Genomic DNA, 25,019 nt, shown 5'->3' on the forward strand with positions numbered 1-25,019 from the left:
TTCTCCTATCGATAACTATTTATTATCGTTAGTATACCATAAATTCATCTTTAGTAGATTGATTTGTATAATGATTTTTTTAGTTAAAATTAAATAGCAAACTATGATATTGATCAACGAGAGCTTAAAACACGATTTTTAAATCATATCTAATACTTTTGATTTAATTACAAACTTGAAACAATGGGGTATTTGTATAGGTTGAAGGAAATAAGTACAAATTTATTAGAAAATCAAGATTTCATAGAATTAGAACGAAAAATTTCAATTTTAGAATTGTATTCTCTAATGATTTTGAATCGGGCTTTTTTATTATATGACTCTCAGTTCGTCTCTCTCCGCTAGTGCGAGACGAAAAAAACACCCACTATGTGGGTGCGTATCGATGGTTATACCCAAAAACTCCAAACGAGATAAAATAAGGATGTTCAAGCCTAAGTATAGACGAAAAGTCATCTATAATCAATATCGAAGTAGTTTATGAGAGATATTAGTTATAAAGGAGTTGAAATTATCGATGGTCACTTAATGCTAGACTATGTACTTGTGTTAGTAAGTATTTCTAGTTTCATCGGTTATTTAAAAGGTAGAATAGCACTCATGATGTTTGATAAACACGCCAATCTCAAGTACAAGTTTGGGAATCGGTACTTTTGGGCAGAAGGTTATTTCTTAGGCACAAGTAGGGCTTAATGAAGCCACAATTAAGAAATGTATTCAAGGTGAGAGAAATTATCCAGTGGATGATTTCTTCACAAGTATGAAAATTTGGGAACGAGTAAAGCATGATATAGTACTAGATAAATGAATATGAGGATCCCTTTAGGGATAGTGATAAGTAATACTAAAGCCTCTTTAAGAGGCAAGTAACGAGTCAAGAGCAATAAGCTTTGAACAAAGTGAAAGGCAGCGTTTTTAGGCGCTGGCTGGTGATTTAGCTTATAGTCCTAATACCAACCACCCGTTTGACGGTGGTCATGATTTTTATAAGTTTGCTTGGTGGAGAGTAGTTTGTAAATAATTCTAAGAATCTTATGAGCACATGTAATAAACGTCTTCATCTTGTTTTTATTTGGGAAATTCGATTGTAAAAAGAAGAAAAAGCTGGATCCTTAGAATGTGCTGCAATCAATCTTGACATGGCAAAGCCTGTTTGATATATCGATTTCCTTGCGTGATGTGTGAGGATTTCTTTATGCCAGTACTTTCATAAGCTCCTGAGCAGAGTCCAGTTCATGATGCTAAATGTGCATCGGATGGAAAGGCTGCAACAGTTGATATGCTTGGTCTATCATAAATGAAGCGGAGATGAATACATGATTGATAAAACCCTGTGGGTCATTCTTCTTACAGTTGGTAGAATTTAAGTAGTTATATTTCTCTTGAGAATATGGTTTAACCTTTTGGGATAGAGTAGTACTAAATTTACGAAGAGAAATATTACTCATAAGGTTGAATAGTTGGTTAAGGAAGATCTTTTCAGTCTTATGAGTTACAGCGACAAAAAGACGTCTTGGTATTAATAGAAAATTGTAACCTGGATATTCACGATGATGAGCAGAGCAATTCCTACAGTGGCTTTACACAAGAGACTACTATAATAAAGAAATTTCAGAATTAAATCGTCACATGTGAGGGAGTGTGAACTAATCCGTTAGCTCTCTTAGGATAGTAAACACACTCCTAAACGTAGACGAACAACCTTTGAAACTAATCGCAGAACTTAACATTTTGATTGAACTGGATACTGATAATAAATCTTACCAGGAGATTAAGGATGAGATGATTCAAGATATTGCTCAATTGGAGTTGATGATTATAGATTATCAAGATGGGCTTGTCCAACTTAATAGAGGGGGCGGAGATTTTATTCAATCTTAATAATGCAGAGTTATAAAATCGCAGGCTGGCCCGATAAGAATATGCTAAGATGAATCTGACAGTAGCTATAATACTTGGACAGGTGGAGCTAGAAGTAAAAATGTTTCAAAGAATATTGGAGAAGTCATTGATCTTTACGAATAAAGTTAGAAGATTAGAGAAATGTGCCAACATACTTGATAAAACAAAGCCACAAAATACCACGAATTTAGGATGTGAAACTAAATCAAACTAGTTATTAGCTTTAGAGGTTATTTCAAGTTTAAGAAGAATTCTAATGATAGGATAAATTAATCAGTCTCCAATTCCTTCAAATAATTCTCTATCTTCATTAGCATTAATGGATTGTTATAAATCTTGCATAATTCTTTTGCTTCTATATAATAATTTTTAACCTGTTCCTTATCTAGAAATTGCGATCCAGCATTTCCGACTAGAATAAGCAGAGGAGCTAGTTGATAGCTTGTTTGTTTTAATTTACAAAGTTCAATGGTTTTAAGTGCTTCTTGAATAGCTTCATTATATTTTTCTTTTGATACTAAATAGTGAGCGTAGTTGTGACGGACTCTGATGTAACCAAATAGAAACTCTTGATAATCCAGATTTTTTGTCTGATATAACTCCATTAGATGAGCGTAGTTTTTTTCATAATCTTCTTCACGGCCAACTAAGGAATAAAAATTAGATAGAGTGTTCAATACCTTTAAGTAAATTAAAGTAGTTGAGGATACTTTTGATAATATATTTTCCAGGTAGGAGATGGCCTCAAACTGAAGATTATATAGATAGAAGTCAATTATAGATTTAATCCATTCAAGGTAAGTTCGGTCTTCTAATGTTAGAAAAGTGCTTCGTTCTACCTCTATTTTATAAAGATATTCTAAATCGTCATAATTTCTATCATCTAATAGGCGAGCAGATAGATGTTTGAAATTAGAGAGGTTAGACTTAACTTCGATTTGTTCATTGAAAAAGTAATCCAAAGGGACTTCAAGTCGTTGAGAGAGTTTGAATAACAAGTCTGCGGAGGGAATAAAATGACCTCTTTCAATTTTACTAATCTGGCTTTGTTCACAAATTCCTTCTGCAAGAGTTTGTTGGGAGAGTCTCAACTCTTTTCTTTTTAATCTGAATTTCTCTGCGAGTGTATTCATTAAAGATAATAAACCTTCCTATTTGCTTAATTTTATTATAAAATTTTTAGTTCAAAATAGCAAGTTAAAGGAATAAAATATTCTTTATGGTAATAAAAATAAAAAAAAGTTCAAAGTAACATAAAAAACTTGACTAGTTTTCATATACGTGTTAGAATTGAGTGGAAAGAAAGGAGGTTCACAATATAAGATGAGGAAAAATCGTGGAATTAAAAAAATAGTTATATTTGTATTACTAAGTGTTCTTGCATTTGGTAATACACTTCCCTATCAACAGTTTGTTCAGAAGAATAGACAATTGGAAGTTCGAGTACAATCACAAGAAAGATCGAATGGACTTGATGTTGGAAAGGCAGATTAAAGAATAATGGAATAGAATTAGTCTCTAGTATATTCGCTTTTATTATTCATAAAAAATTGTAGGGGCAAGTTTAAAAAAAATAAAAATTAGTTGATTGCTTATTTCTCCAAATTTTGGGTATACTAAAAAGAGGTCTTGACACCTAAATTTTAAAATTAAAGCACGTTAAATCCATGTTTCTGTGCGAAGCGAATAGCGTCTTGAAGAGACATTGTCTTATCTGGATTTCTTATTTCTGTAAGACCTTGTAATCTTGGATTATAACTCTCCTGTTTTAAAAGTACGTGGTAGATGGCAACCAATAATCTGCGACAAATAGCGATGATAGCTTTTTGATGCCCGCATCCTTTCTTGAGTTTGAGATATTTATTTCGTAATTCAGGGTGCTTCTCTGATTTAACCACGGCGTTAGCTATTTGAACAAGAAAAGGTTTTAGATAGTGACCGCCTTTCGAAATACGAGTAGAAAATTTCTTTCCTGCACTTTCATTGTTGGTAGGAACTAATCCAGACCAAGAACAGAGTTTATCCGCAGTATTAAAAACAGTCATATCAGCTCCGATTTCAGAGAGTATTCTGAGGGCAGATAGTTCCTCTTTGAAACCAGACACGGTTTGGATTAGCTTGACCTGTTCTTGGTGTTCTTGTCCGAGTTTCCGAATCATGGTTTCTAAATCTTCTTTACAGATGGCAAGTGCATCATAGTGTTGCTTGATGATTCTGATTTTCTCAGCTTGTTCAGGTGTCACATCACCTTCAATAGCGATTTTCAAGTCTTGCACCTTATCCTCATTCGTTTGTGAACCAACTGTTTAATGTCTGGTTTCTCCTCTTGATTGTCAAGGATGCTCTGAATAATAGCCTGAGCACTTTTTCCGAACACATCAGAAACTATACTTGCAATCTGAAAATTAGACCAAGTCAGACAGTTCTGGTAACGATTCTTCTCGCTAACTTGAAGTTGTGTTAATTTTATGAAATAGCGAAACAGATCTCGGAGTTGTCTGATTTTAAGAGGTAGGATAAAGCTAGAAGCAACCAAGTCATGCTTTAAGAGATCGGCTATCCACTGTGCATCTTTCTTATCGGTCTTCTTTACTCTGATAGCCTTGACATACTTGGGGTGAGCCAAGCAAATGTTGCAGGATTTTTCAAGGATATTGAAGACAGGCATCCAATATTTACCTGTGGATTCCATACAGACATCAAAGTAAGAATAGTATTCTAGCCAATCTCGTAGCTGTACTAAACCATTTGTAAAAGTTGAGAAACGTTTACGATGGTAGGTTGTGATTCCTTGCTTGTCGGTGATGGTAATAACCTATATAACAAAGGTTTTATGCACATCAATACCACAACAATTAGGATAAATAATTTTTAACACGAGAGTCTCCCTTCACCAAATTTGAGTCTGCCTATCCCTTGACTATCCTTTCCTTTCACAAACGAGTCGCTTATTCAATTATAAGTTTACGTGCTCCTAGTCACAGTTAGTTGTGCTTGATGGAAAGAATGACACCTATAAAAATGCGAGGTAGTGGCTATACCACTCACTTATTCCCCTCCCCGTGATTTGTAGTAGTGATAGGCTTTCTCACTATTATTATAAAACAAAATAAAGAGCACAACACTTTTTTATTCTGTGTTGTGCCTTGAGTGAAACGAAAGGAATGAATTATAAAAATGAAGAAAACATTTTATCGCAAATTCGGTATTTCAATTATTGCTAGTATTTTATTGGCTAGTCAGTTATCTACAGTATCTGCTTTGACTGTTATTTCTAATACAGGTGAAGAATATGAGGTAAGTGAAACTTTACAAGAGAGTCCAGGAACTAATAATTTTTCCCTTCCAGATATTTCACCGACTTATGGTAAATATTATACAGATCAGTCAGAAGTCATTATTGGCAACAATGATTTAGTTAAGATTGGGAATACTTTACAGTATCCTTATTCTACATCAGCTTACGTAGAAGCAGAATTTAATAGTATGAATGCTAGTTTTAGAGGCAGTGCTAGTTTCATAAGAGATAATGTTTTGGTTACAGCAGCTCATGTTGTTTATGATCGTGATTCTAGAACAGAGGCGGATTCTGTATATGTTATCCCTGCGGCTACTCCGAACGAAAATCCTGTAGGAAAAATAAAGGTAAAAGAAGTTCGTTATCTAAAAGAATTTCAAAACACAGCTTCAAATGAGCTTACTACGTATGATTTAGCAGTTTTGATTTTGGAAGAACCAATTGGCGCTCAATTAGGTACACTGGGGCTTCCGAATAACCTAGGGAATCTTTCAGGTACAAGGGCTACTATTACTGGATATCCTGCTGTAAATAGTGCTAAGCAAATGTATACTGACTCTAAGGATATTGTAAAAGATACTGGAGATTTTCTAATGTATCAAATAGATACTCTAGGAGGTGCTAGTGGAGCTGGCGTATATGACAGCAGTTTTAGATTGATTGGTGTTCATGTGTCTGGTAGTTCTGCTGGACAGATGAATTCTGCTGTTAAGTTAAATGAAAAGGCTTTATCATTTATCTACTCTGTTATTCAAGGACATTCTATTGATGGTTGGAAATTGATTAGTGGTACATGGTACTATTATAAGAACAGTACTAAACAAACAGGTTGGCAAAGTATAAATGGCAAATGGTATTATCTTGAAACCTCTGGTTCAATGTCCACAGGTTGGAAATATGTACGAGGAAGATGGTATTATTTAGATAAGACCAATGGTGACATGAAGACTGGTTGGTATAAAGATAGCTCAACATGGTACTATTTAGATCCTACTAATGGAGATATGAAAACAGGTTGGATAAAAGTAGGAGAAAATTGGTATTATCTCAACTCCTCTGGAGCAATGGTTACAGGTAGCCAAACTATCGATGGTAAAGTTTATAATTTCGCTTCATCTGGTGAGTGGATCTAATATTGGAGGGGTATATAAATGAAACTTTTGAAAAAAACTATGCAAGTTGGACTAACAGCATTTTTCTTTGGTTTGTTAGCTACAAATACAGTATTTGCAGATACCACAGGTGGCCAATTTGTTGATAAGGACAATAGAAAATATTATGTAAAAGATGATCATAAAGCAATCTATTGGCATAAAATAGACGGAAAAACTTACTATTTTGGTAATAAAGGAGAAATGGTAGTTGGATGGCAATACTTAGAAATTCCTGGAACAGGTTATCGTGATAATTTATTAGATAACCAACCAGTTAATGAAATAGGCCTTCAACACAAGTGGTACTATTTTGGACAAGATGGAAGTCTCCAAGAATATGTTGGTTGGAAGGAATTAGATGCTAAGGATTCATTAAATGTTGGCAAAGAGTATGGTGAACCATTTGAAGGTCCTGAAGTTCTTAAATATGCAAATTATTACTTTGATGAAGATCATTCGTTAAAGACAGGTTGGTTTTATGATCAATCCAACTGGTACTACTTAGCAAAAACAGGTTATTTAGGAAAAGACTATCTTGGTGGTGAAAGACGTGCAGGTTGGATATATGACGGTTCAAGCTGGTATTATCTAGATACAACAACTGCTGCAATGCAAACAGGATGGCAATATCTAGGTAATAACTGGTATTATCTCCGTTCATCAGGTGCTATGGCAACTGGTTGGATGAAAGATGGTTCAACTTGGTATTATCTAGATGCTCAAAATGGTGATATGAAGACAGGTTGGGCTTATGTTTCTAACAGTTGGTACTACCTTCGTTCATCAGGTGCAATGTCTACCGGTTGGGTGAAAGATGGTTCAACATGGTACTACCTAAATGCAAGTAATGGAGATATGAAGACAGGTTGGTTCCAAGCCAATGGTAAATGGTACTATGCCTATAGCTCAGGTGCTTTAGCTGTTAATACTACAGTAGGTGGTTACTACGTAAACTATAATGGTGAATGGGTTAAGTAATGAAAGCTAATAGTAAACTGTAGTTGATACTTAACATAGTAAAAGAGAGAGTCAGATTGATTCTCTCTTTTGTAATTCAAAATAATTTTAAGGAAGTTTTTATATGTGTTTGAAAAATTGTATAATCTATGTGATGGATTAAATTTCTACAAATTTTATAGAGTCAAAAAATAACACTATCATCAGATAATGTTATTTTTTTTGTTATCATTATAAAATTGTCTAGCTATTTCTTTAACATAATTTTCATATTTTACTGGAATTTCAGCATTAGAAATATAGTTTTGGTAATTGAAACTATCATCAATTGGATATTCACTATTTACTAGACTCATAAAATCAAGGATTCTTCTTTTTTCAGTATTAGAATCTTATTTTTTTTAAGAGAGCTGAAGATAGGGGATCATAATCTTGTATACTGATTCAAAATATGTTGTTGGAACATCAAGTGTTCTTGCAAGAGCAGAATGAGTTTTTTGATCTGGAACGGATTTACTACTTTACCACTTGTTGTACGAAGCTCTATTGATTTTTAATAGATTAGATAGCTCAGATTGGGAATAGTGTTTATCTATTATGTGCTCTTTAAGATGAATACTAAAAAATATAAGCTAAAACTCCTATTGCTTTATTATGCAACAATTATGTCAAAATCTTTTTAAGATGCAAGAATAAAGCAATATTCATCTTATCTGTAATTACAATTTTGAAAAATTAACACCATTTATGTGATATAATATTAATAAATAACTATTCAAACTAATATGCGAGGTTTAGGTAGTCTGTATGATATCAAGAATAATATTACAAAACTTTAAACGTTATCAGAATGTTGATTTTACTTGTAATTCTGAAGTTAATATTTTTGTTGGGGAGAACGGTGCTGGGAAATCAACTCTATTATACGGAATTGGTTTAGTGCTGAGTGGTAGTCACAGTCAAATTGAAAGAAGTAGTTTGTCTAGTATCATTAATCAAGAAGCGATTTTAGAATTTATGGGTACAAGGGATATAAATCAGCTCCCTGAGGTCTTCATTGAGATTTATTTTGATGAATTAAGTACTGAAATTTCCTCTAACTTCAATATTGAAGGGAAACATAACTCTCAAAAAATCAAAGCTTTTGGACTTTCATTAAAAATAATTCCCAATCAAGATTATATAGCTGAAATTACTTCTGTCTTAAATGATAGTAAATGGACAGTCTTTCCATTTGAGTTTTATAGAGTTGAATTTTTGACATTTTCAGGGAAAACCTATTCCTCTTACAACAAACCATATAAGTTTCTACATTCAATGATAAATACAAGTCTTATTGATACACAACAAGAAATTCAAAAACGTATTCATGAGGTTTATTTGGATAATATATCAGCTGAGAATAGAGCAAAAGTTAATCATCAATACAGGATAAATTCATTTAATTTTTTAAAGACTTTAAGGAAGGATGAACTGTTGAAGGAGAATGCTTCAGAATTCCAACTTCATTTTGACGAATCAGAAAATTCATTTAGAAATTCAGTATCAGCTGTAAAAAATGGTGTAGATATAAAAAATTTAGGGCAAGGAGAAAAGGTATTATTAGGTGTTGAAAATGCATACAGTCATCTCAAGGAAACGGTTAAAATACTACTTATTGAGGAACCTGAGAATCATTTGAGCTTCCAAAACCTCCAGAAATTGGTTAGAATGCTAAGTTCAAATACAGGTGTTCAAGTTTTTATTGGGACTCATTCAAATATGATTGCTTCAAGATTGGGTGTAGACAATCTTCTTTTTTTAGATAATGGTCAGATATCTAAACTTAAAGGTTTGAAAAAAGATACTGTAAGATTTTTCAAGAAATCTACTAATCAAAATTTATTGAACTTCTCTCTAGGTAAGAAGATAATTCTTGTTGAGGGGAATGCTGAGTATATTTTAGTAGAGAAGTTTTTCGAAATACTCCACTCCAAAAAGCCTGAAGAATTTAATGTATCAATTATTTCTGTAGATGGATTAAGTTTTGAGAGGTATTTAGAAATTGCAACTAACTTTACTGATAAAAAAGTAGTAGTTATCACGGATAATGATGGTGATTACGAAAGTAAAGTACAGTCAAAATATAGTTCTTATCAACAATTTCAGAATATAAAAGTTTCTTCTGATTTAGATAATGATAATCGAACATTTGAGATATGCATTTATAATTGTAACTCGGATTTATTAGAGTCTTCAGGATTAACCAAATCTAATGATTTATTAGAATACATGCTCAGGGAAAAGGCTGAATTTGCACTGAGATTACTAGAACAAATGGAAACTGATAATATAAGGGAAAAATTTATTATACCCAATTATATTAAAGAGGCGATTGAATGGATAATAAAAGATTGATTCATGCTGTTGCTGGAAGTGGCAAAACAACTAAAATAATTGAAAGTATTGATCCTCAAAAAAGAAATCTTATCCTTACGTATACAGAGACGAACCAGAATACAATCAGAGCAAAGTTGATTGAAAAATTTGGCTACATTCCTGAGTCTACTTTTATTTTTGGTGTTTTTGAGTTTCTTTATAGTTTTTGCTTAGTGCCATATTTAGGGAAACGACCAAAAGGAATAAATTTTGATTATAAAACTCAAGGAAAATTTGATAAGACTGCTATAGATAATACTGGAAGAATTGTTCAGAATCAACTTTCTAAATCTCTATTAAGGGGTTCATTAATCTATAAGAGGAAAGAAATTAGATTTGATAATTCATATTTGGATAGAATTGATAAATTTTTTGATTGTATTTATGTAGATGAGTGTCAGGATTTTGAGTCAGATGATTTTGATTGGCTTTTAAGTTTAAGTAATCTTAATGCAGAAGTATTTTTATTTGGAGATTATTATCAAAAAACCTTTAGTACTTCAAGGCGAGGTAATAAAGGAAAAGGGATCCATTCGAGTTTTGAGAATTGGTTAAAAGTTATTTCTGATTCAGGATATGAAATTGATTTATCGAGTTTGTCAAAAAGTTATCGTTGTCCCAAAATAGTTTGTGACTTTATTGTTGATAATTTAGCTATTGAAATTTTATCACAGCGAGAAGAAAAGCTTTCTTCCCAAATTACTCTTATCGATTCACAGAAAAAAATAGAATCAATAATGACAGATGACAATATTATGAAACTTTTTTATCAAAAATCTTATGATTATGAATGCAAGAGTCAGAATTGGGGGGATAGTAAAGGCTCTGAATATGACAATGTTTGTGTAGTATTAAATCCAACATCATACAAATTATTCGCAGCTGATCGCTTGAATGAACTTTCTTCACAAACCAAAAGTAAATTTTATGTTGCGTGTACACGTACGAGGGGAAACCTATATTTTGTAAATCAAAAAGATATCATAGATTATAAGAAGATAAAGTAAAGGAAATATTATGACAGAACAGTTTTTAAACATACCATTTGTAAGTTATTTTTTAACTACAAATAATCATGATAATCCAAATTTTATTGAGAGAGACACATTCTCCTATCGTTTTAATAGGAACATTGTGACTCATACTCAATCAAGGTATTTAGTTGCTCATATACCTAAAAGTTTTGAAGAGTTAGTTCTTCCTTGGCCTCTATCCTCATTTGTTGAGGAACCAAATTATATTACGGAATACATAAACATAGAGCTGTTAATTAAGAATACAGAGGGTATTATAGATTTAATTAAACAAACTCCTTTAGGCTGCGTTTTCATTCCTGAAGAATTAAAAGATCATCCTATTATTGAACAAATACAAGAAACAACACTACCTGTGATTTTTTTAACAGATGGAGTAGATATTCCTTTCAGCAAACTACAATTGATTGTTGAAAAAAATAGCATTAATGCTAGTCAGATATTAGATAATAAAGTTACAATCTCTGATAAAACAAAAATTGAGCCGATTAGCATACCTCATAAGCACTTTTTGCGACCTTTAGAGATTGCAATCAATCGTAATAGAGGTTTGTACCTATCTATATTTGAAAATAGGCAGGAACCAAAACCATTTGATAACCCAACAACAGAAGGAAAACTAGTGGCAGAGGAACAAGCGATAAGTGATTTGAAATATTATTTAAAGCTCCTAATTGCAGAAAAGTATATCATATATCTTGCAAAACATGAAAAAGGAATTGATTCTTTGATTGAAATTATAAGGACATGGGATGATTCAATAGATACTGCAGATTTAGACTTGGATATTCTTGAAAAATATTTTTTAAATCTATCGGATTATTTTTTTGAAAAATTTGACGAAATAGTTTATCGTACAGATATGGTATTTGTGTTGCCGATGGTAAATAAAACAAGTGTTGATTTACTAAATAGAGAGTTTCAGTTACGACTATCTAAACCTGTTCTGAGGCAGATATATGATTTTTCAGGATATTATGGAATAGGGGGTGGCAAAGATTTCGAAACAATGCTGAGAATCATTTCTGATAGAGCATCAGAAAACTCAATTTTAGATTCTTTATCCCTTAATTTTACACTAGATACAAAATCTCCGTATGTGCGTTTACCTAACTTACCTTCGCAAGACATAACAGTTTGGTATTCCCATATGTTTAAAAATACAATGAAGAATGCCAATTTCTCAGAAATTGAAAAATTTAATAATAATTTCCATAAAATATCTGAGAAGTTAAAGTTATCATTAGATGATGAGTTTATTGATATACTTGTCAAATATGGGAAGCATATAAAATTCATTACAGATGCACCAATTGAATGGGTTAAATATAAAGATACTCCTCTGGGCTTAATAAAATCAATCAGCAGATTGCCAATTATTCCTGGTAATACGCTAGTAAACTCAGCAAAGCATAATTTACTAATAAAAATTCCAAAAGCTACTGTATCATTTTTAATTATTAATGCACTTAACCCTAATGATACATTATATAAAAATGGAAAAAAATTGGGAGAGCTACTAAAAGAGTATTTTCCTAAACATTGTGTTAATTACTATGAAGTTAAAAATAAAACTGATTTTATTCGTACGATGAATGAAAACCCTTCAACTTTTTTTATTTACTATGGACATGGTAGTATGCCTGAAGTGAGTAGAAATCAACCAGATCAGATTGGTAAACTTCATATTGGCGATGATGAAATTGATATGATTGAGTTAGAAAATAATATAAAAGTTGTACCTGCTGTCACAATATTGGGAGCATGTCAGACTCAGGTATTGGATGCTCACTATTTAAATATTGGAAATATGTTTCTCGGGTTAGGAAGTCAATCAGTATTGGCAACATATTTCCCAGTTGATGGTTTCTATACATTTAGTTTAATAGAGTCTATTTTTAGACATTTAAAAAATTTTTTAAGCAATCAAGCGCCAGAGTATATAAAGAACTGGTCTGATATTATTTTACAAGCTCGACGAACTCATTATATCATTGAACCAGTTAATACAATTATTGAATATTTAGATAAAAAGGGAGATAAAACTAGAGTAGACTCAGAAAGTTTGTCACAATATGTTATGAAATATTGTATAGAATCAAGCTGTAATGCTAACACCTCATATATTTCTGTGATGGAACAAAGTGTCATATATAGAGATAAAGCTTATAAAGAATATTTTAAAAACTATCCAGAATCGACTAGAATGTTAATTGATTATATTTTTAAACATAACTATGTCTTTCCAGAGAGTATAATATTTACATCTCTTGGTTCTCCAGAAAAAATCAAATTTGTATAGAGTTTTAAGATAGAATCAGAGTGTGATTCTATCTTTTGTAATTACAAATAAATTCAAGGGCGTTTTTATATGTGTTTGAAAAATTGTATAATCTATGTGATGGATTAAATTTCTACAAATTTTATAGAGTCAAAAAATAACACTATCATCAGATAATGTTATTTTTTTTGTTATCATTATAAAATTGTCTAGCTATTTCTTTAACATAGTTTTCATATTTTACTGGAATTTCTGCATTCGAAATATAGTTTTGATAATTAAAACTTTCATCAATTGGGTATTCACTATTTACTAGGCTCATAAAATCAAGGATTCTTCTTTTTTCAGTGTCAGATTCAATATGATTTTTAAAAGTATCGATCTGAGATAAAGAGTTGTTACAATCATCATTAATGAGATGGTGTTTTTCGTGAAGAAGTATATTTATTTTTTCAATATCTGTTGTATCGGAACTAAGGAAAATAAAGTGTTTGTTATTTGCAAGTACATATCTCCCCTTACAGGATAAGTTGTCAAGAATGACAACTTGGCAGTTTAATTGCTCAATCTCTTTTATAACTTTATTTAGATTCATACTTATTTTTTATTTGCGAAGTAATCTTTCAGATAATTTTTGATGATTTCTCGGTCGTCATCTGTGATAGGCGTACCATCGAAAGCGACTGAATTATCAATAGCAGTATCTAAATCAATATCCGAATCAGGTTCAGGAAAATCATTTTTCCCTAAAAGGTAGTCAGTTGAAACGTTGAAAAAATCTGCAAGTTTCTGAAGATTTTCTGCTGATGGTTTTCTTAGCCCTTTCTCCCACTGGGCATAACTTTGGGGTGAAGTTTGGAAGTGGTTTGCAACCTCTTTTTGAGTGAGTTTATTGTTCAGTCGAACTGCTTTTAATCTATCTTTAAATTCCATAATAAGTACCGTAATAAGAAATAATAAAATTATTTTACAAAAGTCTTGACAAAGTAATCATTTGATTATATAATAGTCGATGTAATCAGATGATTACATTTTCTATGGTGATTGAACTTTGAAAATTTAATAAAAAAACGTGTCAGGCAATGATTTACACTGACCAAACACGAATAATTGATGTTGCAACTTTATTATAAGTGATTTATGGTTAAAAGTCAAGGCTGTTAGTAGTTCTAGTTTTTATATCTACTAATCTTTTATTAAGATCACGTTGGGTATTTCGTCCTTTCACCTTAGTAGATAAGTAAAGGGAACTGACGGCTGGGGATAGTCAATGATACTTCGTAGAAAGTAGCTAGAGAGAGATAGTGAAGTCTATATGTCGTATGGTCGGTATGTGAAAGTTGAGTGATTAACTTTTGCTAATGCCTTTAGGTAAGAAAGAGGGGATATTGAGTTATTCTTAAATTCGTGACTTTGGCGAAGGTAGTAGGCTTAGAAGCTGAAAATATGCGAAGATATGAGCATATAAATAATCAGGAATCAGTAAAGACATTAGAGAAAAATCTTTACTGATTAGAAAATTAACAATAAGCTTTATTGTTAGTTTTCACAAGAGAATATAGTTGTATTCTTTTATGTGAATTAACAATAGGAAATGAGGTGATAAAGAGTTCTTCAAAATTTATGTGCAAGATTATATAGTTTTTAACAATCAATGAATAGATATTTCAAAAGATAGCATACAAAAATGAATTATTATTTTTAAAGTCAGTTGGGTAACTGGCTTTTTTATTTGTAGAAAAGGAGAAAAAATGATTGTAGTAGCTAAGCGATCTCGTTCCCCTTCTTGAAAGTGACGAGATTAAAAAATAAAAATATCAATAAAAGGAGAATTAATAATAAATGTTGAAAAATCAAGAATTTAAGTCTTACGGTTCTATTCGTAAGATGAAATCTGGTGGTGCATGTGGAGTTATCCTTGCACTTGCAATGTTGGGAATGGCTTTCTCTTCAACTGTAACTGCTGATGAGGTAAATGTGAATACCCCTGTAGCTGTAGAAAAGAAAGCAGAATTTGAAGTTGCAATTTCTCATGAATCGCTTGATAAAGCTATGACTGAAGCTAAAGAAGCTGGGGTAAATGTTGAAATTGATGATGTTCAGGATGAAGGAGTTGCAACAAGCGAAACAGTCGTAAGTAAGCAAAAAGAAATTGAAGCTGATTATGCAAAACATGAATCAGAAGTCAAACAGAAAACGGATGAATATAAGAAAGCTAAAAGAAATAACGAAGCTGAACGTCGAGCAGTTTTAGCTGAAAACGAGAGTATCGAACGTGATAATGCAAAGAAAAAAGATGACTACAAAGAAAGCCTGAAAGCTCAAGAAGATTATAATAAGAATGTTGACAAGGAAAATACGGAACTAAAAGAGCAGTATGACAAGAAGCTAGAAAACTACAATAAGGAACTGGCTGCTTACAACAATCAAAAAGAAGAACTTACTAAGAAAGGATTGAAGGCTGAAAATACTCATATTAAAGTTTATGGCAATTATGATGAAAGCAAACGTGGCAGTGTGGGCTATTACAGCAATCTAACTGCTTCATTTGAAGGAGTAGAAGGTTTAACGGCTGTTAAAGATTATATTGGACTACATTCAGACACAACTATTAGTGGAAGTCGTACAGACTTGCTCTCAAAAAATGATGATGTTTTTGCTGAAATTGTGAATCCAAAAACAGGTGATTCATTCACGCTCCATAATGTTGCTGAAAGCAAAGAGGGGCAGAAAATCTCTGCCCGATTTACTTTCAATAGTGTGGAAGCTGAGTGGGTTAAGGATGGCAAGCCATTAAGTGCTACAAAGATCTTTATTAGAAAAGACAATGGTAGTGGTTCAATCAATTTCTTGTTTGGGAATCTAGTTCAATTTGACACAAAAATTGACTTTTTTGATGAAAAGACAGGAAAAGAAGTTGGGATGGCTATCGCTGCTACTTTTAATGATATTGATTATGGACAAGAATTACGCTTTACCTATCAAGATGGTTCAGAAGGAATTGTTTTAAATCCAAATGGTTCAGAAGTTAAGAAAGTAAACCGTGATAATAAGGAATATTATAAAGGCGAATATAAAACCCCATGGACTCATGATGTCCATGAATTGGGAGTAAAAGCAGGTGATCTTGGATATGCTAACGTAGGGGATGAATCAGATATTCCTCTAGGTTCGCTTCTTTCTGTTGGATATGGTTCTAAGTTGAATTTTGCTTATCACAATGGAGTAGGCGTTCGTGGAGAAGATGAAATTGAATCCAAACGAGCAGAAGTTAAAAGACAACTTGGTTCGGCAGGAAGTAATTTGAAAGATGAAGATATTTTCTATCAAGATGGGTGGGCTGTTGGTATCTTTGGTAAGGCAAGTTCAACAGTGCCTGTAACTATCCTTTCTAAGCCACCAGTTGAACCTGAGTGGAAGAAAAAGGATACTAAAGAAATAAAGCTTGTTTTGAGAAAACCAAAAGATTTACCAAATAAACCTGATGCCCCAACTGTAAAAATTAAATATAGACGTTTACGTGTAACTCCTTCCACTCCAAAACCTGTAAAGGCTATTACTGATAACTTTGGAAACAATATTGATGGAGCAAATACATTTGATAAAAATGTGAAATTCAGTTTGACAACGGATTACAAACCATATTCAACATTTACTGCTGATTCTAAAACTCATGGTAAGACTTGGGCAATGGTAGATGATGTACAAGATGGTGCTTACATGGTAGATGATAACAAAATCACAATGAAGGATTCTACTGGTAAAGATGTTAAGGATCTTTTTAATATGTATCATGTTCTTTCCGAAAAAGAACGTACACAGGAAATTCAAAACATTTTGAAAGAGGCAGGCTTGAATCCAAAAGGTGAGTTCTATATGTTTGTAGCGAAAGACTCGGCTTCATTTTATCAAAACTACGTTAAACAAGCTAAGAATATCACGATTGATCTTCCTGCTCATTTGTTGGTAGAAAAAGGTCAAATTGTGAAGAACGATTTCAACCAAATTGACTTTGGAAATGGCTATGTTTCTAACTTAGTAACGGTTCAAGTTCCTAACTTGAAACCTGAAAAACATGCTTTGGATCACAAAGATAATTCTAAAGTTCGGGACGGTCAAGAAATTCAAATTGGGGAATATTTACGCTATCTTTTGGACGGTGTAACTGTTCCAGTAAAACATGACACTCTTTATCAGTATGATGGCATTGATAAGTTAGATGTTAGACATGATCGTTATACTGGCAATTGGTCAGGTATCATTCGTGGTACAGAATACCTTGCTGAAAAAGACTTAGTTCTTCCTTATGATGTCGTCTTGGCTGACGGTAAAGTGGTTAAGGCAGGAGATCAGATCGTGAAAGGTTCTGCTTATGCTTTTAAATTTGAATTTGATCAAAGTACAAACTCTGACTTTATCAAGAAGATTGTTAAAGTAACATGGAATGAACAAGACGGTAAGTGGGCTTACACTATTGATAAAGAGTTCCTAAACTCTCTAGGAGTACAAGGTACGTTCGATGCTGATTTCTATATCGAAGTTGAGCGTATCGCAAGTGGGAAAGTTGAAAATACATTTGTCAATATTGTCAATGGTCAAGAGATGGAAGCTAAAGTAGTGACTCATACTCCTGAAGTTCCTAATTCTCCTGAATTACCTAAACTACCTAATCCAGTTAAACCGACTGAGCCGTCTAAAACAGTTGAACCCTCCAAGCCAGTTGAATCTGTTAAACAAGAACAATCTGTAGAATTTAAAGAGTTGCCAAATACAGGTACTGATGCAAGTTCTCTTGGATTGATAGGTACTGCTATTTTATCTGTTCTTGGTCTAGCTGGTCTTAAACGTAAAAAATACTAGTGAATATTGTGTTGTTGGGCGATAATAGAACAGGATTATCGTCCTTTTTGTTTTGTTTAAAAATGTAATTAGAAAAGGAAAATAAGAAATGAAAATTGAAAACTTTAAATTCAATCCTGAAGCGATTGGGAAGGCTAACTATGTACGCTCTGAAAAAGCACCAACTATTATTGAAGGTAAACCTTTTGAGGGTACACGACATATTGTGATGAATGGGAAGCACGGTATGTTCTCAATTATTACTCCAAAAGATATGTCTACATATCAAGTAAATGAGGAAGTTGAACCTATTGATCCAATTTTCCTAGAAGATTATGTTGAAGGACCGAATTTCTCTGCTTCAACAAATGTATTGGCTAAAGTACTTAAACGTGTAGGAGGTAATAAATAATGGCTAAAAACGGACTAGAACTTGGAAATCGTGTAGAAATTTTTTCAAAAAAATATCGTATTTTGAATGATTTGTTGTTAAATCCAAAGGAAGTTTTGGGGAATTGTAAATTTATTAAGAATGAAGGGGCACAGTTTGTAAATATTGATCTCGAAACAGGAGAAGGTGATTATGATGGTGTTGAAGTTTTAGTATATTCAGAAGGACAAGAAGACACTGTATTCTTGAAAGTAACTGAACAATCAGAAGAAGAAATTGATGCTTTGAATCTTGGATATCAAGAAACTATTGATTTTGATACGTTGTTGATTGCATATCATGGTATGCGTAAGGCTGATCGAAATCAAGTTGAACCTAATAAGCACCGATTCGTATTTGTAGTTGATAAGCTAAAAAAAGCTGCTACCAAACCTAAACAGGATCAAAAGCAAGAACAGAAACAAGAACATAAAGGATAATTGCTAAAGGAGAAAAGATATGGGTTTATTTCCTGCATATAGAGGAATTAAGATTAAGCCTTATATGGTGAATCTTAGATACTTTATCTTTTCTTTTTTCTTTTTATTGTTTAGTCCTGCGCTTATTTATTATGGTTATTTAAATTTTGAAAAAATCAAGGCTTTGGATATACAAGCTATTGTTATTCTTGTAATTATGTTTGTAGTATTTATTGTTTTGAGTATTTATTTTACATGGTTTTCACAAGAAAGATTCTTTCTTTTCCAAAAATTAGAAAGACTTTCAAAATTAGCATTCTTTTTGAAAGAGAATGGCTATACCTATACAAAGAAAGTGAAGCGTGAATCAGGTACTATTGATAAGATTGTCTTTCCTGCTGTCTATTTGAAACAGAATCGGTATGATCTTGATGTTGCTTTTAAGATGGCTGGGAATAAATTTCAAGAGAAATTTAAGAAGATTGGTAGTGAGTTAGAAACAACTTTCTTTATGGACTTTATGGAAGTTCAGGACGATATTAAGTTTAAAACTTATAAACTAGCATATTCTGCTTTCTTGAATCGAATCAAAGTGACTGATGTTAACTATTCTGATAAAGGTATTCAACTGATGAAGAATCTCTATTGGAATCCTGTTGATGATCCTCATATGTTAGTCTGTGGTGGTACTGGTGGTGGTAAAACTGTACTTTTAAGAACGTTGATTCTTGCTATGTCAAAAGTAGGTGTAGTGGATATTTGTGATCCAAAACAAGCTGATTTTGTTACAATGGCAGAACAAAAGGCCTTTGAAGGTCGAATCTCTTATCAAGTGGAAGATATTGTTTCTATGATTGAAAGAGCAGTAGAGATTATGTTTTCACGTTATGCCTATATGCGTAAAAAACGTGAAGAAAATGGCGATAAGGACTTGAAGAAGTTTTATGAGTATGGTTTAGAGCCTTATTTCTTAGTTTGTGATGAATATAATGCCTTGTGTGCTATGCTTGATTTTCAAACAAGACAGCGTTTAGAAAATGCTATGGGGCAATTCCTACTTTTAGGAAGGCAAGCTGGTTGTTTTGGAGTAATAGCTATGCAGAAACCTTCGAGAGAAGACTTAGGCTCTAAACTACAAGCGAATATTAACTTCCGTATTTCTGTTGGTCGATTGGACGAGGTAGGTTATGACCTAGCCTTTGGGGAAGTCAATAGGAACAAAGAATTTAAGTATGTTAAATATCTTGCTGGTGAGCGTGTTTATGGTCGTGGTTATGCTTGTGTTTATGGAGAAGTAGCGAGGGAATTTTATTCACCCCTACTTGAAAGAAAATTATCTTTTTATGATGAATATGAAAAGATAGACAGAAGAGAAAATCCCTTCAATCCTTTAGAGAATCCTAGAGCTGGATTGTCTGAAGAAGAAAAACAAGTATTACAGGAAGAAATGCAAGCTAAAGAAGAATTGCAAAAAGGACAAGTTAAAAAAGCTAGTTCTGAAATGGTGCAAGACTTGATGGCTAGTAAAAAAGAAATAAAGAAAGATGAAAATGATCTTGCTAAAGCAAGTGATGTATCTATGGATATTGGAGTTAGTTTCTCATCAGTTCAAAATTTACTGAAGAAGTTAGAAGAATTAGGAAAAATTACGATTATAAGGGAAGATGGAATAATTGTAATGAATCAGGCTCTGGTTCTTTTGGTTAGAGATTTGTTTGAGCTGAAAAAGTCAAGAACTCAAAAATGGTCTGATATTTTAGAAGATTTTCCATTTGATGAATACGAACTATGAGAAGAGGGGAGTTCCCCCTTTTCTTAGTTTATAGGTAGTTGGTGTAGTCCAGCTCTCTAGTAGCTAGTAGCAGAAGCGAGGAAGCGAAGCAACGAGCGTCTGCGCTCACTAGCGCTCACTAGAGGGCTGGACTATACTAATTAACCCACCTATTCTAATAGGTGGGTAACAAAAGTTACAAAATGCACTTTACGCTTACGGCGATAAGGGATAAAGGTGTGTCCCTTTAGTGATTTTTTGTGTCCCTTTTGGTAAAAAATGGAGTTTTGAAGGAGAAATGGAAGGAAAAAACTTAAAAAAATTTAGAAAAGAACGAAATATGACAAGAAAAGAGTTGTCATTAAAGACTGGTATCCCTGTTTCTACCCTAAAAGCCTATGAAAATGGGTATAGAACATTGAAAAAGGAAGATTTCATAGAAATAAAAAATCAGTTCAGTTTAAAAAACGGTGACACTAATCTAACAAGATACATGATCGACTATTTCAGATTTACGCTTCACAATGAAACAGATGTATACTTTGTGGCAAAAGAATTTTTCGGATTGGATGTTATGCTTCGACCTGAAACAACTTCATTTATGAAATATGAACTGTTGTATCGTTATGGTGATATTTGGTTTTTCGGCTTTAATTCCTGCTTTAGTGAAAATGGAGAGGATAAAAATAGGATTACGGTTCAATTAAGTGGTCAAGGCTGTCGTCAATTAGAAATGTATCTTGAAAATAGTAACCTAACGTGGACTGACTTTATAAAAAGGTTTCAGAAGTGTTATGGAGGTGATTTTAGTGTAACTCGAATAGATATTGCAGTTGATGAAATGGCAATGGAGGATACGAAGGAGAATTTTGATTTGTCAACACTAGTGACTAGATACTATCAACAAGAGATTGTATCCCCTTATTTGAAGAGCTTTTCATTTGTCGGTGGTGGAGGATTTGATTTTGAAAATCCATTTGAATCAGAAAATAGGCAAGGCTTATCAATCTATCTTGGTAGTCGTCAATCTGAAATGTATTTTAACTTTTATGAAAAGAGATACGAGATAGCAAAGAAAGAAGGAATTAGCGTATCAGCTAGTGTCAGACTGTTTAGGATATGGAATCGCTTCGAAGTTCGTTTTTCGCAAGGAAAAGCTAGGGCATTTGTTTCAGAAGTCTTAGCTGGTAGTGAGATTGCAGAATTAACGAGGTCAATTTTTCAAGGAGCGATACAAATCTATGATGGTACTGATGAACATGGTTTTAGAAAGTATGATAGCAAGTGGCAACAACTTTTCGGAAATCATGAAGCAGTCAGACTAACAGTTAGCCCTGAACCTTATTCAGTGGAAAGGACGATTAGATGGTTGGTAGAAAGGGTTTCTAATTCATTATTATTTGTGTCTGAAATTGATCGATTGTTCATGCAAGAGAATATGAAAAAGATAATGGATTCAGGAGAACTGACACCTAGGCAGCGAAAAGAATTAGAGTTTCTTCAAAATCAGTTAGGGAGGACAGAATGATTGAATATAAAGACATTGAAAAAATTGTATATTTGATTCCTGCAAGAAATTTTTATGATGGTTTGACAGATAGTAAGCTAGCAAGAGATTATCAAGCCTATATTGAGTTTCAATCTCAAACCTATAATCTGACAAAGAAGCGAAGTGATTGGGTTAAATTGAAACGATTGATTACAGATTATGAATCATATTTAGCAGGACAAGTAGAAGTTAAGAGAAAGTTACTTTGGTTTGGATTGTTAAGAAGGAGTAAAGAAGAAATGGAAATGGAGTGTTTAAAATTGATTGAACGATTTCATTTAGAGGGGTGGATGTGAATATGAAAGTTAAGAAACGTTCTCCAGCCTGTCTAATTAGAAAATGTAAAAGATAAAAATGAAAAGAAAGAGGTATAAAAAATGGCTTTAGCTGGAAAAGATAAACAAATTATTGATTTGTCGAATGAACTTGCAAAAAAACTAAAGGATCAAGAATTTAAGCAAGCATGGACTATGGCTGGTGAATTGAGTGCACTTCTTAAAAATGAAGAAGAATTGCAACTACCGTATCAAGTTATTGAATGTATCAAGAAAGACCTGTCTAGTTATTATGCGATGAATAAGGAACTTAATAAAGTTACAAATCGAGCATTTGCGATTGGTTGTAGTTTTGAGCGTTCAGCTTCAATTTAATGAAAATTGTGAAGGAGGTCAATTATGGCTTCCTTTTTATTTTTTGGAAGGAGAGTTAAATGAGTGTTAAAGTAGTTTACGATAATTTTTCTGATGTATGTAAAAACTATGTGCATGGGAAAACCTTATTGGATTTACCTGAGAAAGTTATTGCTAAGTTAGATGAATGTTTTGATGGTGTGGAGTTTAAAGAATTTGAAGGTTGTAATCCTGATAATGTAGCAATCAATTCATTTACAGAAGTTGATACGAAGGAATCATTGATTGATTTTGCTAAAATTATAAACCATGAAGAATATGAGCAGTTAGTTAATGAAGAGCGATTATTTGCTTATGTAGAAGAACATAAAGAAGAAATCATCAATCGTTTGAGTGAATCATATACCTATTTAGGTCATGAGGGCGATAGTTGGTTTTTGTTGCAGTAGAAAGTAAAGGAGGGAAATAAAAATGGATTTAATGGCTTTAGTTATTTATAAAGGAATCGCAAGACGAGTTTTGCTTCCATGCTCTAGTGAAGAAGTAGCTGAACGCTTTGGCTATGAAGGTCAAGAAATTGAGGTTATTATTGATTCGATTGAAGGTTTTCCTACTTTGAATTGTGAAGGCTTAACTTTGGATTCAGCGAATAGCATTGCTGAAAATGTGGAAGATGTAGATGAAGATTTGGTTTTATCATTTATAGAATCAGAAAGTTCTGATCCATCATACTTGGCAAGTGTAGATTTTGATGATTGTTTTTTATATCCTGATGTAGATACGGATAGAGAGTTAGGTGAATATCTTGTTGAGGAACTTGGTGTAGAACTATCTAAGGAAAAATTGCTTCAATATTTAGACCATGAAAAATTGGGTCGTGATGTTCGCTTAGAAGAAGGTGGTAGTTTTGTAGATAAAGGTTACTTTGTATCAAGATGATAGCGAATATAAGGGTTCTGAACGAAGGTAATTTTGAATTTCTTTGTGAATTGGATATTATGAAGTACAGTCGAGATCAAATCCTAGAAAGAATGAAAGATAGAGGAATTGAAAAAGATAATTTTTTTATTTGTGGGATTTCTGATTGGGAAGTAGATAAGATTATGTCTTTAGATGAGGTTTACTTGCTGAAGAAAGCAGTGTTGGAATTATATGATGGTGATGAATACATTGTCAAATTTCAATTACAGCGTTATATTCCTGTGACAAAAATTGCAACGACTTATTATAGATTTTGTTCTAAAGATGAAGTTGATACAATTTTTGAATTGACGAAAGAGTTAGATTATAAATCGGTTATTGATTATTTTTTTAAGTGTGGGAATTGGGTGACAGTATTTCAAGGATTTATTAACCAAGGAGAAGTTTTGAATACTCCTAATGGATTTTATAGAAAGGTTTCTTTTTAATGAGGAATATGTTTTTAAAGAAGCCACGAAAAGACAAACAGTTAAAGATTAAAAAAATAAGCCAGAAAAAATCGAATTTGATTTTTTTAGCTGGCTTATCTTTTTTTGTCTTATTCGGAGCTTTTTCTATGTTTGTTTCTTTATCGACTACTGCAAAAATGAAAGCAAGACTTTCTGAATCTCCTGTTGTCGAAGCAAGAAAAGAAACAGATCGAACTTTGGAACAGTTTTTAGATGGCTATGTGAGTAGATATTTTACTTATGATTCACAAGCTGGATCATCTGATGAAAATATCTCCAAACTGAATGACTATTATGGAAGTGTTCCTGATGTAAAAAATCAAGGTCAGACAAAACAGGAAATGAATCTTGTTAGTGCTCGAATGTTAAGTGCTAAAGATGGAATTGCTGTTTACCGTGTGATCTATGATACAAAAAATGGAGATAAAAGCCAGCGAGTAGGGATTGAATTTTCGATTCCTTACGGTGAAAAAAATGGTAAGTATTATGTATCTGGATTGTCTTGGTTTTCTCCTGTAAGTGATTTTAAAGCTGATGGGGTAGAAAAAGAGAATCATGTATCTCTAGTTGCGAATGATGAAATGGAAGAAGGAAAACGTAAAAAGTTGGTATCTTTCATGGAATTGTTCTTTAAAAATTATACGACTAGTCAAGCAAACTTAGATTTGATTTCTAGTGGAATTAAGTCTATTGGTGGAGCAACATTCAAGAGTTTGGATTATACCTATTTCAAGGAAAAAGATGGGAAAATACTTGCTTATGCTCAAATCACTCTTGATGTTGCTGGGACAACTCATAGCGAAAATTTTAGTTTTGAGTTACGACAAGATAAAGATAGTTATTTTGTAGAAAAGATGGAACACATAATTCCATCTGATTTTAATAAAAAGGAAGAAAAAGGAGAATAG

General features: G+C 32.7%; 21 protein-coding genes and 3 pseudogenes. 19 read left to right on the forward strand and 5 right to left on the reverse strand.

Going from position 1 to position 25,019, the window contains the following annotated elements; genetic code table 11:
- Positions 1-385 precede the first annotated feature (385 nt).
- Both tnpA and PCY08_RS05290 read left to right on the forward strand, forming a co-directional pair.
- Positions 386-718 (forward strand): annotated as a pseudogene (tnpA, locus tag PCY08_RS05285) (IS200/IS605 family transposase); the annotation flags it as partial.
- Positions 719-1,704: 986 nt separating this feature from the next.
- Entirely contained in the window at positions 1,705-1,881 is a 177-nt protein-coding gene (locus PCY08_RS05290) for a hypothetical protein (protein WP_180364268.1), read from the forward strand.
- 290 nt (positions 1,882-2,171) lie between these two features.
- On the opposite strand, the gene PCY08_RS05295 is transcribed toward PCY08_RS05290, so the two are convergent.
- Positions 2,172-3,035, reverse strand: a complete 864-nt coding sequence (locus tag PCY08_RS05295) for a helix-turn-helix domain-containing protein (protein WP_301559674.1) — start codon at positions 3,033-3,035, stop codon at positions 2,172-2,174.
- Between the two features lie 190 nt (positions 3,036-3,225).
- On the opposite strand from PCY08_RS05295, the gene PCY08_RS05300 reads away from it, so the two are divergent.
- On the forward strand, positions 3,226-3,396 hold the full coding sequence (locus PCY08_RS05300) for a PhrA family quorum-sensing system peptide (RefSeq protein ID WP_268717994.1): 171 nt from the start codon (positions 3,226-3,228) through the stop codon (positions 3,394-3,396).
- Positions 3,397-3,551: 155 nt separating this feature from the next.
- Here the strand turns inward: PCY08_RS05300 and PCY08_RS05305 are convergent.
- Positions 3,552-4,780 (reverse strand): annotated as a pseudogene (locus tag PCY08_RS05305) (IS110 family transposase).
- Positions 4,781-5,079: 299 nt separating this feature from the next.
- Here PCY08_RS05305 and PCY08_RS05310 point away from each other — a divergent pair.
- Both PCY08_RS05310 and PCY08_RS05315 read left to right on the forward strand, forming a co-directional pair.
- A complete protein-coding gene (locus PCY08_RS05310; RefSeq protein WP_301559675.1) occupies positions 5,080-6,333 on the forward strand; it encodes a trypsin-like peptidase domain-containing protein in 1,254 nt (417 codons plus the stop codon).
- Positions 6,334-6,351: 18 nt separating this feature from the next.
- Positions 6,352-7,332: an N-acetylmuramoyl-L-alanine amidase family protein gene (locus PCY08_RS05315; protein ID WP_301559676.1), complete on the forward strand. Its 981-nt coding sequence runs from the start codon at positions 6,352-6,354 to the stop codon at positions 7,330-7,332.
- Positions 7,333-7,514: 182 nt separating this feature from the next.
- Here PCY08_RS05315 and PCY08_RS09980 read toward each other — a convergent pair.
- Positions 7,515-7,703: pseudogene (locus tag PCY08_RS09980) on the reverse strand (ImmA/IrrE family metallo-endopeptidase); the annotation flags it as partial.
- 415 nt (positions 7,704-8,118) lie between these two features.
- On the opposite strand from PCY08_RS09980, the gene PCY08_RS05320 reads away from it, so the two are divergent.
- From PCY08_RS05320 to PCY08_RS05330, 3 genes are read left to right on the forward strand one after another with little or no spacing between them, the layout of a single operon-like run.
- Positions 8,119-9,708: an ATP-dependent endonuclease gene (locus PCY08_RS05320; protein WP_000625580.1), complete on the forward strand. Its 1,590-nt coding sequence runs from the start codon at positions 8,119-8,121 to the stop codon at positions 9,706-9,708.
- Complete coding sequence (locus PCY08_RS05325; protein WP_301559677.1) at positions 9,690-10,736, forward strand: RNA helicase; 1,047 nt, start codon at positions 9,690-9,692, stop codon at positions 10,734-10,736. Before PCY08_RS05320 ends, PCY08_RS05325 begins: the two co-directional genes overlap by 19 nt.
- A 10-nt stretch (positions 10,737-10,746) precedes the next feature.
- A complete protein-coding gene (locus PCY08_RS05330; RefSeq protein ID WP_301559678.1) occupies positions 10,747-13,065 on the forward strand; it encodes a hypothetical protein in 2,319 nt (772 codons plus the stop codon).
- A 148-nt stretch (positions 13,066-13,213) separates the two neighbouring features.
- On the opposite strand, the gene PCY08_RS05335 is transcribed toward PCY08_RS05330, so the two are convergent.
- Together PCY08_RS05335 and PCY08_RS05340 are read right to left on the reverse strand one after the other, a co-directional pair.
- Complete coding sequence (locus PCY08_RS05335; RefSeq protein ID WP_301559679.1) at positions 13,214-13,639, reverse strand: ImmA/IrrE family metallo-endopeptidase; 426 nt, start codon at positions 13,637-13,639, stop codon at positions 13,214-13,216.
- A 2-nt stretch (positions 13,640-13,641) separates the two neighbouring features.
- The gene (locus PCY08_RS05340) at positions 13,642-13,977 is read right to left on the reverse strand and encodes a helix-turn-helix domain-containing protein (protein ID WP_301559680.1); all 336 of its coding nucleotides are present in this window, start codon (positions 13,975-13,977) and stop codon (positions 13,642-13,644) included.
- Between the two features lie 909 nt (positions 13,978-14,886).
- Here PCY08_RS05340 and PCY08_RS05345 point away from each other — a divergent pair.
- The 11 genes from PCY08_RS05345 (at position 14,887) to PCY08_RS05395 (ending at position 25,019) form a co-directional block, all read left to right on the forward strand.
- Positions 14,887-17,904, forward strand: a complete 3,018-nt coding sequence (locus tag PCY08_RS05345; RefSeq protein ID WP_301559681.1) for an SspB-related isopeptide-forming adhesin — start codon at positions 14,887-14,889, stop codon at positions 17,902-17,904.
- A gap of 88 nt (positions 17,905-17,992) precedes the next feature.
- The gene (locus PCY08_RS05350; protein WP_301559682.1) at positions 17,993-18,295 is read left to right on the forward strand and encodes a hypothetical protein; all 303 of its coding nucleotides are present in this window, start codon (positions 17,993-17,995) and stop codon (positions 18,293-18,295) included.
- On the forward strand, positions 18,295-18,753 hold the full coding sequence (locus PCY08_RS05355) for a hypothetical protein (protein ID WP_301559683.1): 459 nt from the start codon (positions 18,295-18,297) through the stop codon (positions 18,751-18,753). Before PCY08_RS05350 ends, PCY08_RS05355 begins: the two co-directional genes overlap by 1 nt.
- Positions 18,754-18,772: 19 nt before the next feature.
- Positions 18,773-20,524 carry an FtsK/SpoIIIE domain-containing protein gene (locus PCY08_RS05360; protein ID WP_301559684.1) on the forward strand — a complete coding sequence of 584 codons (1,752 nt, stop codon included), beginning with the start codon at positions 18,773-18,775 and terminating at the stop codon, positions 20,522-20,524.
- Positions 20,525-20,801: 277 nt separating this feature from the next.
- Positions 20,802-22,031, forward strand: coding sequence for a replication initiation factor domain-containing protein (locus PCY08_RS05365; RefSeq protein WP_301559685.1), 1,230 nt, complete (start codon positions 20,802-20,804; stop codon positions 22,029-22,031).
- Positions 22,028-22,348, forward strand: a complete 321-nt coding sequence (locus PCY08_RS05370; RefSeq protein WP_301559686.1) for a hypothetical protein — start codon at positions 22,028-22,030, stop codon at positions 22,346-22,348. The genes PCY08_RS05365 and PCY08_RS05370 overlap by 4 nt, the downstream gene beginning before the upstream one ends.
- Positions 22,349-22,429: 81 nt before the next feature.
- Positions 22,430-22,702 (forward strand): hypothetical protein, encoded by a 273-nt coding sequence (locus tag PCY08_RS05375; RefSeq protein WP_001152051.1) that lies wholly within the window; start codon positions 22,430-22,432, stop codon positions 22,700-22,702.
- A 59-nt stretch (positions 22,703-22,761) separates the two neighbouring features.
- Positions 22,762-23,130, forward strand: a complete 369-nt coding sequence (locus PCY08_RS05380) for a hypothetical protein (RefSeq protein WP_049504181.1) — start codon at positions 22,762-22,764, stop codon at positions 23,128-23,130.
- Positions 23,131-23,152: 22 nt separating this feature from the next.
- Positions 23,153-23,620 carry an antirestriction protein ArdA gene (locus PCY08_RS05385; protein WP_301559687.1) on the forward strand — a complete coding sequence of 156 codons (468 nt, stop codon included), beginning with the start codon at positions 23,153-23,155 and terminating at the stop codon, positions 23,618-23,620.
- Positions 23,617-24,090, forward strand: coding sequence for a hypothetical protein (locus PCY08_RS05390; protein ID WP_000561368.1), 474 nt, complete (start codon positions 23,617-23,619; stop codon positions 24,088-24,090). The genes PCY08_RS05385 and PCY08_RS05390 overlap by 4 nt, the downstream gene beginning before the upstream one ends.
- A complete protein-coding gene (locus tag PCY08_RS05395; protein WP_049504186.1) occupies positions 24,090-25,019 on the forward strand; it encodes a conjugal transfer protein in 930 nt (309 codons plus the stop codon). Before PCY08_RS05390 ends, PCY08_RS05395 begins: the two co-directional genes overlap by 1 nt.

It is taken from the genome of Streptococcus sp. SO4, assembly GCF_030440055.1.
GTDB classification, from domain to species: Bacteria; Bacillota; Bacilli; order Lactobacillales; family Streptococcaceae; genus Streptococcus; species Streptococcus nidrosiense.